The sequence below is a fragment of the Kitasatospora sp. NBC_00315 genome (assembly GCF_041435095.1).
Taxonomy (GTDB): domain Bacteria; phylum Actinomycetota; class Actinomycetes; order Streptomycetales; family Streptomycetaceae; genus Kitasatospora.
Genome location: NZ_CP108025.1, coordinates 6,208,393 through 6,220,866, shown reverse-complemented (window position 1 = coordinate 6,220,866; position 12,474 = coordinate 6,208,393). Strand labels below are relative to the sequence as shown.

The following is a 12,474-nucleotide window of genomic DNA, read 5'->3' as shown; positions in this document are numbered from 1 at the left end:
CGATGCCGCGGGGCCGACCGCCCGGAGGCGGGCGGCCCACGCTCCGGTCAGCCGACCGCCCCGCCGATCAGCCACCCCAGCAGGTAGGTCACACCGGCCGCGACCCCGCCCAGCACCAGCTGACGCAGACCGCTGAACCACCAGCTGCGGGCCGTCACCCGGGCCACCACGGCGCCGCAGGCGAACAGGCCGGCCAGCGAGAGCAGCAGCGCGGGCAGCAGCGAGGTCGCACCCAGCAGGTAGGGCAGCAGCGGGAGCAGCGCGCCCAGGGCGAAGCAGACGAACGAGGAGCCCGCCGCCACCAGCGGCGAGGGCAGGTCGTTCGGGTCGATGCCCAGCTCCTCCCGGGCGTGGATCTCCAGCGTGCGGTCCGGGTCCGCCGACAGCTGCCGGGCCACCTCGCGCGCGAGCTCGGGCTCCACCCCCCGGGAGACGTACAGCTCGGCCAGCTCGGCCAGCTCGCCGTGCGGGTTGCGGCTCAGCTCCAGGCGCTCCGCCTCGATCTCGGCCTGCACCAGCTCACGCTGGGAGGCGACCGAGGTGTACTCCCCCGCCGCCATCGAGCAGGCGCCGGCGGCGAGCCCCGCCAGGCCGGTCAGCACCACCGCACCGCTGGAGGCGGCGCCGCCGACCACGCCGGTCATCAGCGCGAAGTTGGAGACCAGCCCGTCCATCGCGCCGAACACCGCCGGACGCAGCCAGCCGCCGTTCACGTCGCGGTGGTGTCCCTCCGCGGGAATGCGGGGCTTCGGCTGGTCGTCCTCGGTGCGGGGTTCGCTGATGGTCGCGCTCACGTCTGTCGTCCTCCGTCGCCGCCTGTCCCCGGCCGCGTCCGGGCACGGCTGACTGCCGTGAGCGACGGACTGCCCGGGGGCTCTCACATGGCTGAACGTAGTCCGATGATCAGGTGTTTTCCAGCAAAGTAAGGCTGTCCGAACAGCGCTTCGGCCGCCCGCCACCTGGTCGGTGGGAGCGGCCGAAGCAGTAGATCGACGCAGGTCAGATGAGCTTCTCGGCATCCGTCGGGGCAGCCTGTGCGGGGGTGGGGCCGACCGCGTCGGCCAGGCCGCCGCCGGCACCGGGGCTCTCGGCGGAGTCGTCACCGTCCGAGGCGTGGGACGCCGCGGCGGCACGCTCCTCACGGGCGGCCGGGTCGATCGAGTCCGGGTCCTCCCGGCCGGGGCGCTTCTTCCCGACGATCACCAGGTAGGTGACGGCGCCGACGAAGACGACGATCGACGTCCAGTCGTTGAGGCGCAGGCCGAGGAACCGGTGGGCCTCGTCGATCCGCAGCGCCTCGATCCAGAACCGGCCCACCGTGTACGCGGCGACGTACAGCGCGAAGGCGCGGCCGTGGCCGAGGGTGAAGCGGCGGTCGGCCCAGATGACCAGCAGCGCGACACCGACGCACCAGAGCGACTCGTACAGGAAGGTCGGGTGGTAGATCCCGTGGACCACCTCGCCGTCCGGCAGCGTCTTGTCGATCTTCAGGCCCCAGGGCAGGGTCGTCGCCCGGCCGTAGAGCTCCTGGTTGAACCAGTTGCCCCAGCGGCCGCAGGCCTGGGCGAGCGCGATGCCCGGCGCGAGGGCGTCCGCCCAGGCCGGCAGCGGTACGCCCCGGCGGCGACAGCCGATCCAGGCACCGACCGCGCCGAGCGCGATCGCCCCCCAGATGCCGAGGCCGCCCTCCCAGATCTTGAAGGCGTTCCAGGGATTCCTGCCGTCCCCGAAGTACAGCTGGTTGTCGGTGATCACGTGGTACAGCCGACCGCCGACCAGGCCGAACGGGACGGCCCAGACGGCGATGTCACCCACCGTGTGCTTGGCACCGCCCCGGGCGACCCAGCGCTTGCTGCCGAGCCAGACGGCCACGACGACACCGATGATGATGCAGAAGGCGTACGCGCGCAGCGGGAGCGGTCCCAGGTGGAGGACGCCCCGCGACGGGCTCGGAATGTAAGCGATATTCATGGCAGGGTCGACGCTACCGTGTCGCGGGCCCCGATCGGCCACCCCGGCGGGTCACAGATCGCACTCGGCCCGCGCCCGCCGCCGCCCGCGCGATCAGCCGGTGACACCGGGCGACGGGTTGTTCGACTCGGAGGCGGTACTGGTCGGGGCCGGCGTCTGGCCGTTCGAGCCCGGGGTGCCGAGGGTCTTGCCCTGGTTGGCCGCGTCGACCCACTTGACCAGGTTCTCCGGGGTGATCTCGTCGGCGCCGTTCTTCGGGTAGACCGGCTGGCCGTTGAGCAGCACCGTCGGGGTCGACTTGAAGCTGGACTTGTCGAAGTCCTGCTGCACGGCCGACACCCAGCCGCTGAACCTGTTGTCGTTGACGCACGCCTCGAAGGTCGGCGTGTCCAGGCCGGTGACCTGCTTGGAGAGCGAGATCAGGGTGGCCTTGTCGCCGAAGGCGTCGTTGGTCTCGTCCGGCTGGTTGCGGTAGAGCACGTCGTGGTAGTCGCGGAAGTGCCCGGCGTCCTGCGCGCAGGCCAGGGCGTTGGCGGCGTACTTCGAGCCCTTGCCGCCGAGCGAGCGGTCGATGAACGACACGATGTGGTAGTTGATGACCAGCTTGCCCTGGTCCTCCAGCTGGTCGATGGTCGGGCTGAACTCGCGCTCGAAGGCACCGCAGGCGGGGCAGCGCGGGTCCTCGTACACGGTGAGCGTGGAGGGGGCGTCGGGCGAACCGACCGGGATGACCAGGTTCTTGTCGCCGATGGTGCCGGCCGGGGCGGCCACCGGCGTCTCGGGCTTGGAGCGGTTGTTCTGCACCACCACGCCGACCACCGCCGCCACCACGATCACCGCGAGGACGGAGCCGCCGACGGCCAGCTTCTTGTTCCGCCTGGACTTGGCCTCCTCGGCCGCCCGCTCCTCCAGCATCCGCTCACGGGCGGTGCGCTTGCCATCTCGGTTCTTCTCGCTCATCTGCTGGACATCCAGGGTCGGGGCCGGGCGGGGGCCGGCGCGGGTGGGGGTCGGGCGGGGGCGGCCGGGACCGCTCAGGCGGCCAGCCAGGCGTCGGCGGAGAACTTGGTACGGGGCCGGAACACCAGCCAGCCGGCCAGCAGCAGGAAGCCGGTGTCGCGCAGGATCTCCTGCAGGTACTCGGTCTGCGAGGCGTCCACCGCCCCGCCACCGCCGAAGCAGCCGCAGTCGATCGAGATGCCGCGCGCCCACGCCGAGCCGATGCCCGCGATGAAGGCGAGCAGCAGCACCGCGGAGACCACGGCGACGATCCGCACGCCCAGGCCGATCAGCAGCAGCAGGGCGAGCGCCAGCTCCAGGAACGGCAGCGCGTAGCCGACCGGCTTCACCAGCGACTCCGGGAGGATCTCGTACGCGCGCACGGCCTGGGCGGCGGCGGCGGGATCCGACACCTTGGCGAAGCCGGCCCAGGCCCAGACCACGGCCAGGCCGAGCCTGGCAGCCGTGCTGATCCACTCGGCCGCCGGACCGTCCGTCACCCGCCGCAGCGCCGAACCGGCGTCGGACCGGCCGGCGATGTGCGGGCGTGACTCGGCGCCCTGCTGACCGGACATCGGGAACCCCCCTCGGGTGTGAATGCCTGCGCGGCCGCCCGTACCGCCCTCACGGGCCGGGGACGCTCACGCGGTCCTGCCGTGGCGCGAACCACGCTTCCTGATGAACCGTAGGGGATGAGGTGTGGTTCCTCCATATTCGCGAATTAAGCCGAATGAGTGATGCTTTGCGGCATTCCGTCCCCTGTCGGTCAACGCAGGCCGCCCGTGCACCCCACCGTCCCGGCGTCCTCCCCGAGGCTCGGACGACCAGCGCCGGCCGAGCGCGCGGCCCGCGCCGAGGCGTTCGCCGCCGCCTCCTCGGCGCACACCGAGGCCTCCCGCTCGGCGCGCTCCGCACCCCTCCTGGCCAGCGCGTGTCCGACCGCGGCGTCCGCCCCGATCGCGATCCCGAGCGCCAGCGCCGCCACCGCCGCCCGGATCACGACGGCTCGCTGCTGACACGGCACCGACCGGCCCGTCCTCTCGCTCCCGGGGGCTGAACCGTGCACGAACGACGAACGCCGGAGCCCACCGCCGACCCGTCCCCTCACTCAACGCCGGTCAACCGCGGGTGATGCGTCCCCCGTCCACTGTTCACCCGTACGGGTTCACGGGGGGACGGCCCGCCCCGCCGTGGCCGCGGGGACCGGGCGGGAGCGGTGGCTCCGGCGCCGCCCGGAACGGCGGACGGCCCGTCGACTCCCTCCGGGGAGGAGGGAGTCGACGGGCCGTCGGACGCGCGATCGGTCGTTCAGGTGCGCGGCACGGTGGTCAGCGGCGCCGGACGCCGGCGGCCAGCTCGCCGGCCAGGGCGCGGACCGCCGTCAGCGCGGCCTCCTCGTCCCCGTCGGCGTCCAGGATGCGCTGGACGAACGCCGAGCCGACGATCACGCCGTCCGCGAAGCCCGCCACCTCGGCGGCCTGCGCGGCGGTGGAGACGCCGAGACCCACGCAGACCGGCAGGTCGGTGGTGGCCCGGGTCCGGGCGACCAGGTCCTCGGCGAGGTTGCCGACCTGGGCCCGGCTGCCGGTCACACCCATCACGGCGGCGGCGTAGACGAAGCCGGTGCCGGCCGCGGTGACCTCGGCCAGACGCGGGTCCTTGCTGCTCGGAGCGACCACGAAGACGGTGTCCAGACCGTGCTCCCCGGCGGCCTTGCGCCATTCCTCGGACTCCTCGACCGGCAGGTCGGGCAGGATGCAGCCCGCTCCCCCGGCGGCCGCCAGATCGGCGGCGAAGCGGGCGGCGCCGTAGCGGTCGACCGGGTTCCAGTACGTCATCACCAGCACCGGGGCGTCGGTGGCCGAGGCCACCTCCCGCACGGTGCGCATGACGTCCTTGATCCTGACGCCGCCGCGCAGCGCGATGTCGTCGGCGGTCTGGATGGTCGGGCCGTCCAGGACCGGGTCGGAGTGCGGCAGGCCGACCTCGACGATGTCGCAGCCGCCCTCGATCAGCGCGCGGACGGCCCTGATGCCGCCCTCGACGCTGGGGAAACCCGCCGGGAGGTAGCCGATCAGGGCCGCCCGGCCCTCGGCCCTGGCCGCCGCCAGGGTCTCGCTGAGCTTGGAAGCCACGGTCACTTACCGCCCTTGTCGTCGTAGAGGCCGAAGTACTGGGCGGCCGTGTGCATGTCCTTGTCGCCGCGCCCGGAGAGGCTGACCAGGATGGTGGCCTCCGGGCCGAGTTCGCGGCCCAGCTCCAGGGCGCCGGCCAGCGCGTGGGCGCTCTCGATGGCCGGGATGATGCCCTCGGTGCGCGACAGCAGGCGCAGCGCCTGCATGGCCTGGTCGTCGGTGACCGGGCGGTACTCGGCGCGGCCGGTGTCCTTGAGCCAGGCGTGCTCGGGGCCGATGCCGGGGTAGTCGAGGCCGGCCGAGATGGAGTGGCTCTCGATGGTCTGGCCGTCCTCGTCCTGCAGGACGTAGGAGCGGGCGCCGTGCAGCACGCCGGGCTCGCCCTTGGTGAGGGTGGCCGCGTGGCGCGGGGTGTCGACGCCCTCGCCGGCCGCCTCGCAGCCGACCAGTCGCACGCCGGCGTCCGGGATGAACTCGTGGAAGATCCCCATCGCGTTGGAGCCGCCGCCGACGCAGGCGACGACGGCGTCCGGCAGCTTGCCGGTGCGCTCGACGACCTGCTCGCGGGCCTCGACGCCGATCACCCGGTGGAAGTCGCGGACCATCATCGGGAACGGGTGCGGGCCGGCCACCGTGCCGAACAGGTAGTGCGTGCTGTCGACGTTGGCCACCCAGTCCCGGAAGGCCTCGTTGATGGCGTCCTTGAGGGTGCGGCTGCCGGAGGTCACGGCGACCACCTCGGCGCCGAGCATCCGCATCCGGGCGACGTTGAGCGCCTGGCGCTCGGTGTCGACCTCGCCCATGTAGACGGTGCAGTCGAAGCCGAACAGCGCGCAGGCGGTGGCGGTGGCGACGCCGTGCTGGCCGGCGCCGGTCTCGGCGATGATCCGGGTCTTGCCCATCCGGCGGGTCAGCAGGGCCTGGCCCAGCACGTTGTTGATCTTGTGCGAGCCGGTGTGGTTGAGGTCCTCGCGCTTGAGCAGGATGCGCGCGCCGCCCGCCTCCGCGGAGAAGCGGTGGACGTCGGTGAGCGGGCTGGGGCGGCCGGTGTAGTCCTTCAGCAGGCCGTCCAGCTCGGCGGTGAACGCCGGATCGGCCTTGGCCTTCTCGTACTCGTCGGCGACCTGCTCCACGGCGGCGACCAGCGCCTCCGGGATGAAGCGGCCGCCGTACGCGCCGAAGTAGCCCCGGGCGTCGGGGACCTGGGCGCCTGGCAGGTAGTCCTTCTCGGACATGGTGAAGTCCTTCTCAGAGATGACTGCAGTGACGTCGGACGGCTGTGGTCAGCCGGACGTCCTGCGCCATCGGCTGCCCTGCACCTGCCCCGGCTCGCAGCCGATCACGTAGCGCACCCGCCGCCCGAGCACCCGGCGTGCGGGCGCGCGGCAGCCGCGCGGGCGGCAGCCGGGGGCGAGGCGGGTGGCGAGTGACATGGCGGCGGGTCAGCCCCGGCCGTTGTTGCGCAGCGCGGGGTGGGCACCGGCGGCGACCAGGTCGGCCACGGCCGCCTTCGGGTCCCGGCCGGTCACCAGGGACTCGCCGACCAGCACCGCGTCGGCGCCGAGATTGGCGTACGCGATCAGGTCGTGCGGCCCGCGCACACCGGACTCGGCGACCTTGACGATGTGCGCCGGGATGCTGTCCACGACGTTGCCGAAGGTGTTGCGGTCCACCTCGAGGGTCTTGAGGTTGCGGGCGTTGACGCCGATGATCCTCGCGCCGGCGTCGACCGCGCGGGCGATCTCCTCCTCGTCGTGCACCTCGACCAGCGGGGTCAGGCCGATCGACTCGGCGCGCTCGATCAGCGACACCAGGGCCGGCTGGTCGAGGGCGGCGACGATCAGCAGCGCGAGGTCGGCGCCGTGGGCGCGGGCCTCCCAGAGCTGGTAGGCGGTGACGATGAAGTCCTTGCGCAGGACCGGGGTGTCGACCGCGGCGCGCACGCTGTCCAGGTCGGCGAGCGACCCGCCGAAGCGGCGCTGCTCGGTCAGCACGCTGATCGCGGCGGCGCCGCCGGCCGCGTAGTCGAGTGCCAGGGCCGCCGGGTCCGCGATCGCGGCCAGCGCGCCCTTGGAGGGGCTGGAGCGCTTGACCTCGCAGATCACCCGCACGCCGTCGCCGCGCAGGGCTGCCACGCCGTCCTTGGCGTTCGGGGCCTTCGCGGCGAGCGCCTTGAGCTCGTCCAGGGTGACCCCGGCCTGCCGCTCCGCGAGGTCCTCGCGGACCCCGTCGATGATCTCGTCGAGCACACTCACGCGGGCGCCCCCATCATTCTGCTAGTTCTGCGGACCGGCAGCCGGGGTGACCTCGGTCCTCCCGGCCCTGTCGGGCCGACGGCCGCGATTCACACAGATCGGTGAGGATTCTGTGGTCATCAGCCTTCGTCGGCACTTCGATGGTATCGGCACCGGGGAGCGCGGGGCGCATCCGACCGGCGCACGTCTCGCGGAGCGGACCCCGCCGGGCGCCGTCAGGGGCCCCGCGGCGCCGCTCGGACGGAGCGGGGGGCCTGCACGGCGGCGCTTCGAACCTGCGGCGCCGCGGTGCCGCTCAGAGGGCCGCCGGTGCCAGGCCGATGCCGATCGGCAGGTTGCGCAGCACGGTGAAGAGCACCAGCAGGACGGCCAGCAGGACGGTGCGCCGCCCGCCGATGACCAGGCCCGGGGGCCGGACGCCGCGCACCGCGGACCGGACCCGGCTCAGCCACAGCACCGCGACCACCGCGGCCAGCCCGACCACCAGGGCGTTGTCGTGCAGGGCGGTGAAGAGGTCGCCGCGGCTGAGTGCGTGTACACAGCGCAGGCCGCCGCAGCCCGGGCACCACCAGCCGGTGGCCCGCAGGAACGGGCAGGTCGGGTAGTGGCCGGGCGCGTTCGGGTCCACCGAGGCGACGTAGCCGGTGGGCACGGCCAGGGCCGCCAGAGCGGCCAGCGGGCGCCCGAGCCGGCGCAGGGCGGAGGTCGGCGGCGCGGGGGCGGCGGGAGCGTTCACCCGGACGATTGTGCCCCGCCGGGCCGGGGGCCGAGCGCAACGGCGGGCGCGACGCGCCCGACGCCTCGCGGGCTCCCGGCCCGTGCCGATGCCTTACGAGGCGGCGACGGCGGCCCGCTTGTCGGTGACGAGCACGGCGGGGGCGCTCTCGTAGTGCGGGCTGGGCTGGCGCCCCATGCCGGCGATCGCCATCGCCTTGCCGACCACGCCGCCGAGCAGGACGACGACGAGACCCGCCCAGACCAGGAGCACGTTCGGGATGATCATCGCGACGCCGCTGACCGTGAAGCCGATGAAGGCGATGGTCACGCCGGTCCAGGCGGCGGGAGTGTGGCCGTGTGCTGCTGCCGACATCTGATGCTGCTCCTTGGTTCTCCGGGGTCCGGCCGGGCTGCCGTCCGAGGGCGGCGCCGGGGGCTCCTGGTGGGTTGTCGCTGTCCATTGTGCCGGGCCGCCACGGCCCGGCCCAAAGGGGGGCCGCTGTCTGTCGGGTCACAGTCCGGGCCGCCCGTCGGGGCCGGAGCCGGGGCCGGAGCCGAGGCCGGGGCCGGAGCCGGGGCGGCCGCGTTCAGCCCGAGGTCGGGTCCTCGCCGCGGTCCAGCGCCTTCCACAGGTCGGCGGGGGTGTCACCGGCCTGCGCGGGCTTCCTGCGGGTCGGAGCGTCGTAGCGGCTGCCCATGCCCGGCCAGTCCCGCCCGAACCGTACGGTCAGCAGCCCGGCCGACGCGATCATCAGCCCGCCGGCCAGCGCGACCCACGGCCAGAGGCTGTGGCCGACCTGCTCGGCCTGCGCGCCGGTCAGCGCCAGCTTGCGGGCCGCCTCGGTGTGCAGGGCCGCGGTGTCACCCGCACCGGCCGCGGCGGCGCCGGCCGCGCCCAGCCCGGCCAGCGCCGTCAGCGCGCCCACCGCGACCCGCCCGGCGCCGCGCACCGCGAAGACCGCCACGGCGGCCGCCAGCGCGGCCAGCGCCAGGCCGGTCGGCAGGCCGGAGACGGTGCTGCCGGTGACGGAGACGTCCAGGGTGCCGCCGGTGACGCCGGCCACCGTGCCGGTCGCCCAGACCCGGCCGACGGCGGTCAGCACCAGGACGGCGCCGAGCACGGTCAGCAGCAGCATCGGTGCGAGGGTGCGGCGGCCCGCCCTCGGCGGCGCGGCGGGGACGGCCTCGGCCGGCTCGTCGCGGGTTTCGGTCCGGGGTGCGGGGAGTGCGCTCACCCGTCCAGTGTCCCCCGGGCCCGGCCGGGCCCGGCCTCCGGGGTCGCCGCGCGCGGCGGCTCGGCCGGGAAGTCTCCCGTCCCGATCACCAGCGTGCGGTCCGCCAGCGGCAGGTACAGATCGCTCCCGAACGGCACCCGCTCGGCCTCCCGGTAGGCGCCGGCGCGCTGCGGGTCGCTGTGCACCGTGCAGAGCGCCTCGACCGGGTCGACGACGACGTACAGCGGGACCCCGCACTCGGAGAGGAAGCGCAGCTTGCGGACGTAGTCGTGGTCCTGCTCGGGCCTGGGGACCACGTCGAACGCGGCCTCGATCACCCGCCAGGAGTAGCGGCCCCGGCGGCCCGGTGCGGCGCCGGGCGCGAGGACCGCGAGGTCGGGCGCGTAGCCGTGGTCGGCGGACGGGAAGTCGATCCTGGCGTCGGCGACGAGGACGCCCCGGCCGGCCAGCTGGGCCTCGATCTGCGGCGAGGCGGCCAGGACGGCCTGCCGTCCGGCCTCCCGGCGGGGCGTCATCACGATCCGCCCGGCCGCGATCTCCACCCGGTGGCCGCGCGGCAGGGTGGTGCCCTCCAGTACGTCCCAGGCGCTCGGCGTGGTCATCCCGGTCACCTCCCGGCCGCGGCCGCGGCGGTTGCGGCGGTGCTCCTCAGCTCACGATAGCGGCGCGCGCAGCGTGTTGGCGGTGGCGACGGCGCGCAGCACGGCGGCGGCCTTGTTGCGGCACTCGGTGTCCTCGCTGTGCGGGTCCGAGTCGGCGACCACGCCCGCGCCCGCCTGGACGTAGGCGGTGCCGTCACGCAGCAGCGCGGTGCGGATCGCGATCGCGGTGTCGGAGTCGCCCGCGAAGTCCAGGTAGCCGACGCAGCCGCCGTACAGGCCGCGCCGGGTGGGCTCCAGCTCCTCGATGATCCGCATCGCGCGCGGCTTGGGCGCGCCGGAGAGCGTGCCGGCCGGGAAGCACGCGGTGAGCACGTCGAAGGCGGTCCGGCCGGCGGCGACGGTGCCGGTGACGGTCGAGACGATGTGCATCACGTGGCTGTAGCGCTCGACCGACATGAAGTCGACCACCTCGACGCTGCCCGGCTCGCAGACCCGGCCGAGGTCGTTGCGCCCGAGGTCGACCAGCATCAGGTGCTCGGCCCGCTCCTTGGGGTCGGCGAGCAGCTCGGCGGCGAGGTCGGCGTCCTCCTGCGGGGTGGCGCCGCGGTGGCGGGTGCCGGCGATCGGGTGCACCATCGCCCGGCCCTCGGTGACCTTGACGAGCGCCTCCGGGCTGGAGCCGACCACGTCGAAGCCGCCCTCGGCGGTGCCGTCCGGGCCGGGGAAGCGGAACAGGTACATGTACGGGCTGGGATTGGTGGTGCGCAGCACCCGGTAGACGTCCAGCGCGGAGGCCGGACAGGGTGCCTCGAACCGCTGCGAGGGGACGACCTGGAAGGCCTCGCCGGCCCGGATCCGCTCCTTGATCTCCTCGACGGCCGCGCGGTAGGGCGCTCCGCCGAACGGCGAGACGGCCTCGGCGGCGGTCGGGACGAAGGTGGCCAGGCCCGGGTCGACCGGCTTGAGCAGATCGGCCTCCATCGCGTCGAGGCGGACGACCGCGTCGGCGTACGCCTCGTCGACGCCGCTGGCCAGGTCGTTGTGGTTGACCGCGTTGGCGATCAGCAGCACCGTGCCGTCGGAGTGGTCGAGCACCGCCAGGTCGGTGGCGAGCAGCATGGTCAGCTCGGGCAGCCGCAGGTCGTCCGGGGTCAGTCGGGGCAGCTTCTCCAGGCGGCGCACGACGTCGTAGCCGAGGTAGCCGACCAGGCCGCCGGTGAGCGGCGGCAGGCCGTCCGCGGGCCGGGGCGTGTGCAGGGCCTCCACGGTGGCGCGCAGCACCTGGAGCGGGTCGCCGGTGGTGGGGATGCCGACCGGCGGTTCACCGTGCCAGCGGGCGTTGCCGTCGAGGTCGGCGGTCAGGGTGGCGGCGCAGCGCACGCCGACGAAGGAGTAGCGCGACCAGCTGCCCTGTTCGGCCGACTCCAGCAGGAAGGTGCCGGGACGCTCGCCCGCCAGGCTGCGGTACAGCCCGATCGGTGTGAGGCCGTCCGCCAGGAGCCGGCGGGTGACCGGGATGACCCGCGTGTCGACGGCGAGTTCGCGGAAGGCGTCGAGGTCCATGGCGGCACCGTTTCCTGTCCTGTGTGACGGACTGTGGGGCGGATGAAGATCGATGGTGAGGGTGGGAGAAGGTTAGCGACTGACCGGCAGCACGTCGGCGTCGAAGCAGGTCCGCTCGCCGGTGTGGCAGGCCGCGCCGACCTGGTCGACCCTGACCAGCAGGGTGTCGCCGTCGCAGTCCAGTGCCACCGCGTGGACGTGCTGGAAGTGCCCCGAGGTGTCGCCCTTCACCCAGTACTCGCTGCGGCTGCGGCTCCAGTACGTGCAGCGCCCGGTGGTCAGGGTGCGGTGCAGCGCCTCGTCGTCCATCCAGCCGAGCATCAGCACCTCGCCGGTGTCGTACTGCTGCGCGATGGCGGGCAGCAGGCCGTCGGGGGTGCGCTTGAGTCGCGCGGCGATGTCGGCGGCCAGGGCGGTGCTGCCGGGAGCGGCGGGTGTGGTGGACATGCGCCCCATTCTGTCAGCACCGCCCTGCGCGGGGCGCGGGGCTCCGTCAGGCGGGCGGCTCGCAGCCGTCCGGCCAGAGCCGGTGGACGTACAGCCCGGCCCGCCGGGCGAGTTCGGCGACCCGGGCGGGGGCGGTGCCGGAGGCTCCGTCCCAGACCGCGATCACCTCGTCGACCATGCCGACCAGCGCGGCGGCGGTGTCGTCGCCGAGCCCGCCGTGGGCGACCGGGGCCAGCCGGTGGACGGCGTTCGCCTCGTTCATCAGCCGTAGCCGGGTACTGCGGTGGGCGTCGCCGACCGCGGCGAACACCGAGCCGCCGCCGGGGACGATCACCTCCAGCTTGCCGCCGTGCTCCAGGACGGAGCGGGCGAACCAGCTCTCCGGCCCCTCCCCGACGCAGCTGACACCGACCAGCTCGTAGGAGCCGAAGGTGCTGACCAACTTCCAGAGTTCGCCGCGTACGAGCATTTCGGTGATGCCCGAAAGCCGCTGGTACCCGGTGATTCCGACGCGCATCCGCTGACTCCTGGGAACGTGTCGTGCCGCGCC

The 12,474-nt window shown here is 74.0% G+C and carries 16 protein-coding genes; all 16 read right to left on the bottom strand.

All coding sequences use genetic code 11. From position 1 onward, the window contains the following. Window positions 1-47: 47 nt before the first annotated feature. The 16 genes from OG823_RS25965 to OG823_RS25890 all read right to left on the bottom strand — a co-directional run bounded on the left by OG823_RS25965 (window position 48) and on the right by OG823_RS25890 (window position 12,441). On the bottom strand, window positions 48-782 hold the full coding sequence (locus OG823_RS25965) for a VIT1/CCC1 transporter family protein (RefSeq protein WP_371484658.1): 735 nt from the start codon (window positions 780-782) through the stop codon (window positions 48-50). Window positions 783-999: 217 nt separating this feature from the next. Next, a complete protein-coding gene (lgt, locus tag OG823_RS25960; protein ID WP_371482274.1) occupies window positions 1,000-1,971 on the bottom strand; it encodes a prolipoprotein diacylglyceryl transferase in 972 nt (323 codons plus the stop codon). A 93-nt stretch (window positions 1,972-2,064) separates the two neighbouring features. Then, window positions 2,065-2,931: a DsbA family protein gene (locus OG823_RS25955; RefSeq protein ID WP_371482272.1), complete on the bottom strand. Its 867-nt coding sequence runs from the start codon at window positions 2,929-2,931 to the stop codon at window positions 2,065-2,067. A 74-nt stretch (window positions 2,932-3,005) separates the two neighbouring features. Further along, the gene (locus OG823_RS25950) at window positions 3,006-3,545 is read right to left on the bottom strand and encodes a MauE/DoxX family redox-associated membrane protein (RefSeq protein ID WP_371482271.1); all 540 of its coding nucleotides are present in this window, start codon (window positions 3,543-3,545) and stop codon (window positions 3,006-3,008) included. Between the two features lie 191 nt (window positions 3,546-3,736). Next, window positions 3,737-3,994, bottom strand: a complete 258-nt coding sequence (locus OG823_RS25945; RefSeq protein WP_371482270.1) for a hypothetical protein — start codon at window positions 3,992-3,994, stop codon at window positions 3,737-3,739. 304 nt (window positions 3,995-4,298) lie between these two features. After that, window positions 4,299-5,105, bottom strand: a complete 807-nt coding sequence (gene trpA / locus OG823_RS25940) for a tryptophan synthase subunit alpha (RefSeq protein WP_371482269.1) — start codon at window positions 5,103-5,105, stop codon at window positions 4,299-4,301. A 2-nt stretch (window positions 5,106-5,107) separates the two neighbouring features. Next, window positions 5,108-6,340, bottom strand: coding sequence for a tryptophan synthase subunit beta (trpB, locus tag OG823_RS25935; protein ID WP_371482268.1), 1,233 nt, complete (start codon window positions 6,338-6,340; stop codon window positions 5,108-5,110). Between the two features lie 48 nt (window positions 6,341-6,388). Beyond that, the gene (gene trpM / locus OG823_RS25930; protein WP_371482266.1) at window positions 6,389-6,538 is read right to left on the bottom strand and encodes a tryptophan biosynthesis modulator TrpM; all 150 of its coding nucleotides are present in this window, start codon (window positions 6,536-6,538) and stop codon (window positions 6,389-6,391) included. A gap of 9 nt (window positions 6,539-6,547) precedes the next feature. Further along, window positions 6,548-7,360 (bottom strand): indole-3-glycerol phosphate synthase TrpC, encoded by an 813-nt coding sequence (trpC, locus tag OG823_RS25925; RefSeq protein WP_371482265.1) that lies wholly within the window; start codon window positions 7,358-7,360, stop codon window positions 6,548-6,550. A gap of 295 nt (window positions 7,361-7,655) precedes the next feature. Next, window positions 7,656-8,096, bottom strand: coding sequence for a DUF2752 domain-containing protein (locus OG823_RS25920; RefSeq protein ID WP_371482264.1), 441 nt, complete (start codon window positions 8,094-8,096; stop codon window positions 7,656-7,658). Window positions 8,097-8,189: 93 nt separating this feature from the next. Beyond that, window positions 8,190-8,450, bottom strand: a complete 261-nt coding sequence (locus OG823_RS25915; protein ID WP_371482262.1) for an HGxxPAAW family protein — start codon at window positions 8,448-8,450, stop codon at window positions 8,190-8,192. Between the two features lie 214 nt (window positions 8,451-8,664). Beyond that, window positions 8,665-9,312 carry a TIGR02234 family membrane protein gene (locus tag OG823_RS25910; protein WP_371482260.1) on the bottom strand — a complete coding sequence of 216 codons (648 nt, stop codon included), beginning with the start codon at window positions 9,310-9,312 and terminating at the stop codon, window positions 8,665-8,667. After that, entirely contained in the window at window positions 9,309-9,914 is a 606-nt protein-coding gene (locus OG823_RS25905; protein WP_371482258.1) for a Uma2 family endonuclease, read from the bottom strand. Before OG823_RS25905 ends, OG823_RS25910 begins: the two co-directional genes overlap by 4 nt. Before the next feature lie 51 nt (window positions 9,915-9,965). Then, window positions 9,966-11,477 (bottom strand): anthranilate synthase component I, encoded by a 1,512-nt coding sequence (locus OG823_RS25900; RefSeq protein ID WP_371482256.1) that lies wholly within the window; start codon window positions 11,475-11,477, stop codon window positions 9,966-9,968. Window positions 11,478-11,549: 72 nt separating this feature from the next. Continuing rightward, the gene (hisI, locus tag OG823_RS25895; protein WP_371482254.1) at window positions 11,550-11,924 is read right to left on the bottom strand and encodes a phosphoribosyl-AMP cyclohydrolase; all 375 of its coding nucleotides are present in this window, start codon (window positions 11,922-11,924) and stop codon (window positions 11,550-11,552) included. A 46-nt stretch (window positions 11,925-11,970) separates the two neighbouring features. Next, window positions 11,971-12,441 carry a hypothetical protein gene (locus OG823_RS25890; protein WP_371482252.1) on the bottom strand — a complete coding sequence of 157 codons (471 nt, stop codon included), beginning with the start codon at window positions 12,439-12,441 and terminating at the stop codon, window positions 11,971-11,973. Window positions 12,442-12,474 lie beyond the last annotated feature (33 nt).

What these genes read in the sequence shown, in the direction of transcription:
- OG823_RS25950 (WP_371482271.1), bottom strand. Translation starts at nt 3,545, where the DNA reads ATGTCCGGTCAGCAGGGCGCCGAGTCACGCCCGCACATCGCCGGCCGG.
- OG823_RS25905 (WP_371482258.1), bottom strand. Translation starts at nt 9,914, where the DNA reads ATGACCACGCCGAGCGCCTGGGACGTACTGGAGGGCACCACCCTGCCG.
- trpB (WP_371482268.1), bottom strand. Translation starts at nt 6,340, where the DNA reads ATGTCCGAGAAGGACTACCTGCCAGGCGCCCAGGTCCCCGACGCCCGG.
- lgt (WP_371482274.1), bottom strand. Translation starts at nt 1,971, where the DNA reads ATGAATATCGCTTACATTCCGAGCCCGTCGCGGGGCGTCCTCCACCTG.
- trpM (WP_371482266.1), bottom strand. Translation starts at nt 6,538, where the DNA reads ATGTCACTCGCCACCCGCCTCGCCCCCGGCTGCCGCCCGCGCGGCTGC.
- OG823_RS25900 (WP_371482256.1), bottom strand. Translation starts at nt 11,477, where the DNA reads ATGGACCTCGACGCCTTCCGCGAACTCGCCGTCGACACGCGGGTCATC.
- hisI (WP_371482254.1), bottom strand. Translation starts at nt 11,924, where the DNA reads ATGTCCACCACACCCGCCGCTCCCGGCAGCACCGCCCTGGCCGCCGAC.
- OG823_RS25915 (WP_371482262.1), bottom strand. Translation starts at nt 8,450, where the DNA reads ATGTCGGCAGCAGCACACGGCCACACTCCCGCCGCCTGGACCGGCGTG.
- OG823_RS25955 (WP_371482272.1), bottom strand. Translation starts at nt 2,931, where the DNA reads ATGAGCGAGAAGAACCGAGATGGCAAGCGCACCGCCCGTGAGCGGATG.
- OG823_RS25890 (WP_371482252.1), bottom strand. Translation starts at nt 12,441, where the DNA reads ATGCGCGTCGGAATCACCGGGTACCAGCGGCTTTCGGGCATCACCGAA.